3 protein-coding genes are annotated in these 3,843 nt (G+C 49.7%); all 3 read right to left on the bottom strand.

The features are described from left to right. A partial coding sequence (locus ACRCZA_RS11325; protein ID WP_438674541.1) for a CBS domain-containing protein occupies nucleotides 1-177 on the bottom strand: 177 nt, incomplete at its 3' end. Nucleotides 178-586: 409 nt separating this feature from the next. Then, on the bottom strand, nucleotides 587-2,404 hold the full coding sequence (locus ACRCZA_RS11320) for a GNAT family N-acyltransferase (protein ID WP_438674540.1): 1,818 nt from the start codon (nucleotides 2,402-2,404) through the stop codon (nucleotides 587-589). A gap of 74 nt (nucleotides 2,405-2,478) precedes the next feature. After that, nucleotides 2,479-3,549 (bottom strand): UDP-2,3-diacylglucosamine diphosphatase, encoded by a 1,071-nt coding sequence (locus ACRCZA_RS11315; protein WP_438674539.1) that lies wholly within the window; start codon nucleotides 3,547-3,549, stop codon nucleotides 2,479-2,481. Nucleotides 3,550-3,843 lie beyond the last annotated feature (294 nt).

Raw genomic sequence — 3,843 nt, 5'->3', positions numbered from 1 at the left:
GCTAATCGCCCGCAGCAAATCTTTTTCAGCGAGGACACCCGTGAGCTGATGTTCCTCAACCACCAATAAATGATGCAGCTTGGCTTGCTCGAAAATCTCTTTGGCGACACAGAGACGATCGTCCATTTCGATGGTGACTACGCGGGTTTTCATAATATCAGCGATGATGACGGACATGATGCTCCTTGTTCGGCGGGCCAAATCTTGCCGCTACGGGGTTAATTCATAGCATTACAGTTACTTATAACAGAGCTGTGCTTATTTAGCCAATGCCTTTAGTGGGCTGGTGCAACTTGCCCTGATGGCTTTCATTGACGCCTTTCTCTTGTGCTTTTGTGGAGTCTCTTTACCGAGCGCCGATATTGAGTACCGATATTGAGTACCGATTTTAGTACTGATTTTAGTACTGATTTTAGTACTGATTTTAGTACTAATTTTAGTACTGGTTTTAGTACCGATAGCGATTAACACCTTAGGCCGTGGGCGGCTGTCGCCATGACTGATTGTACGCTTGATGAGGTGGCGCAAATTGTGTGTCCGCTGATCTCCTCGCCGATTATGATGGGATTGCTTATGAAGGTATTGGTTATGTTGGTATTGGTTGTGCAGATGTTCGCCTCTCGGGGGACACGCCTGCCACGCGGGCCAATGGCTCAGCTAAATGAATGCCAATATAGCGCTGATATTTACTCTCCTTGAGTTGATGGGTATCGATCAGCACGAGGCCATCGACACAATCGCTAAAGTGCGCATCGATCCCAAAGGCGAGAAACGTAACCCCATTTGGCTCACACAGCTCGCCATATTGTTTATATAGCGTAGGCACGGCGGCGCCCATGCTCGCCAGCATCTGCTTGAGTTGCTTAAAGTGGCTTTGATAATCCTCACCAAAGTAGAGGGCATCCAACTGCTCTTTACGCTGCTTAGATAAATCAAAGGGGGACATAGACACGGCGAGCGGCTGCGCTGGGGCAAATTCTTTGGCGTAAAAGTGCACTAGCATTTCGCGTGCGCTGCCGGGCAGTTGATTGCTGATTGACACTGGGCCAAACAGATAGCGATATTCTGGGTGTTTGGCTAAAAAGGCGCCAATGCCGAACCAGAGGTAGTCGAGACTGCGTTTGCCCCAATATTTGGGCTGCACAAAGCTGCGGCCAAGTTCTAACCCTTGTTTGACGAAGGGCATAAAATCGTCGGCATAGTGGAATAGTGACTGGCTGTAGAGGGCGTTGTCGCCATAGCGGTTTAACACTTGCTCGCCGCTGGCGAATCGGTAGGCGCCAACTATTTCAAACTGCGCTTTATCCCACAGTACTAAGTGCTGGTAGTAAGAATCGTATTTATCGATATCACGGCGTTTGCCTGTACCTTCGCCGACGGCGCGAAAGGCGATTTCCCGCAGGCGACCAATCTCTCGCATGATAGGGTTGCTGTCTTGATGCTGATACAGATAAATCAGCTTGTTGTCTTGGGTTTCGCCGAGCAGTTCACATTGTTGCAGCGCAGCCTGCAGCGCTTGGCGCGATTCGGGGTGAGCGATGGCGCTTTGGGTAATAAACAGCGGCGCTTTATCGTTGCCGATACGATAAAGATGCTTCTTTAGCAGCTTTATTTGGGTTTTTAGCGGGACATCCATCGAGCGTACCGCCTCGTTGGGGATGAGCTCGCCAATGCGAATGGGCATGTTGCGCTTGGCCTGCTTAAACATTTCTTTGACCAGTAGCAGTGTGGCTAAGGGTTTGTAAATCATCGAGGCGCCGTAGAAGGTGGCGGAGTTTTTAGCATCTAAAAAGATCGGCAGCAGCGGCGCATGACAGGACATCGCTATCCTTAAAAAGCCGGAGTGCCACTGGGTATCGCGCACGCCATTGGGACGCAGGCGTGAGACTTCCCCCGACGGGAAAATCAGTACCGCGCCTTCATTACGCAGATGCTGGTGGATGTCTGCTAAATGCTGCTTCGGGGTGCCGCCCGTCATGTTACGCACGGGCAGCAAAATGGAATGCAACGGCTTAAGTGCCATCAATAGCTCGTTGGCGACGACTTTAATATCGGGGCGGATCTCACTAATCAATTTTATCAAGGCGAGGCCATCGAGGGAGCCAATGGGATGATTGGCGAAGATCACCACTCGACCTTCACAGGGGATATTTTCTACCTCATTGGCGGGTACGGTAAAGCTAAAGTCGAAGCTGGCGAGCACTTGCTCGACAAAGTCGATACCTTGCAGGTGGGCAAATTGATTGGCTATGTCGTTGCATTGTTTTTCATTCAATAGGTAACGAAGCACGGCTGCAGTTGGTTTTGCTAACCAAGGTTTGCCTTTCAAAGAAGGGAGGTTTTGCTCCACCACATTATCGACGGTAAAGATCATCGAACTGGCTTTTAAGGCAGGCAGTAGCATGTTAACTGGCTCGCACTGTGTGTTTAGGTTTAATGGATCTGTGCTTGGCGTACTATGGGTTAAGTGATTCATGATTAGGCGACATCCCTTGGCTGGACTCGTGGTTGTTGGGAGCGGTATTTGGTCGTTGCTGTGGCGTGATGGGGGGGTGTTGGCGGCGTTTGGACGAGGGCAATACTGCTCAGAATATCGAGGTTTAAGCTTTGCTCATTCCAGCGGCAGAGCTGTAATTCCCCGCTTAAGGTTTCGGTGATCAGGCTGCAGTTTTCGACCCAGTCGCCATCATTGGCATAGATTATCTGGCGCTTATCCGGTGTTGCGTATTGGTTATCCCTTGGCTGGATTGATAACTCAGGTTGATGAATATGGCCGCAGATCACGCCATCGACATCATAGTGCTGGGCATATTGCACAACGGCTTGGCGGTAGCGTGAAATCGCTGTTTGAGCCTTGCCAACGCGGGATTTGATATAACTGGCGAGTGACCAGTATGGATAACCTAAACGCTCACGCAGGCGATGGAGATTGCGATTGAGAAACAGCAGAAAATCGTAGAGGTGATCGCCTAAGATGGCGTAGAAGCGGCCAACGCAAACATCGGCATCGAACTGATCGCCATGCAGCATTAACAGCTTGTGGCCGCCAATACCCTGATGAATATGTTGGCGAGCAATGTTGATATTCAGCAGGGTCAGTTCGGCATAGGGCTTGATTAACTCATCGTGGTTACCCGGCAGATAGATCACTTGAGTGCCGTTTTGTGCCAGTTCAATCAGCGTTTGCAATACCCTATTGTGGCTTTCAGGCCAATGTAGGCGGCGTTTGAGCGCCCATAAATCCACAATATCGCCAACCAGATACAAGTGCTGGCAACGCACGGTAGTTAACAGGCTTAACAGATAGTCGGCTTTGCAATCCTTACAACCTAGATGGATATCCGATAGCCAGAGGGCGTTGACTGTGACGGTGTGGCTATTTGCGGCGTTGCTGGCGTTGGTAATATGTGGCGTTGAGAAGGAAGTGGCCTTAACACTGGATGGCGCATTGTAGGAAGTGTTGCAGGGAGAGTTACGGGAAGAGTTGCGGGGAGCGTTAAGTGCGTCGATAAGCGTGCGTTCAAATCCACTGTAATTAGCACCAGTCATCTGATATTCACCCTATGCGGCTGTTGACTGCCTTAGAGATTAGTGCCGGGCTTTGACTGAATGATGAAGCTTAGGTGACATGCAGATGACAACAAGGTGGATTCGCTTGGACCTGTCAAGATTTAGAACTGGATGCATGAGAGCTGACAGGTGGACTTAACTCATTTTTGCCCCATTCTTCGTTAGCAAAGTGGCATTTAGCTCAGTTCAACATCAGTATGTTGACCCAATTTTGTAATGCTACAGAGTTTTGGCCTTATTAGTTCTATCCAACTGCAATCACGTGAGCTAATG

Origin of the sequence: Shewanella sp., from assembly GCF_051658185.1 — a bacterium.
GTDB lineage: Bacteria > Pseudomonadota > Gammaproteobacteria > Enterobacterales > Shewanellaceae > Shewanella.
The sequence above is the reverse complement of the archived record's forward strand: the minus strand, read 5'-3'. Positions and strand labels throughout refer to the sequence as shown.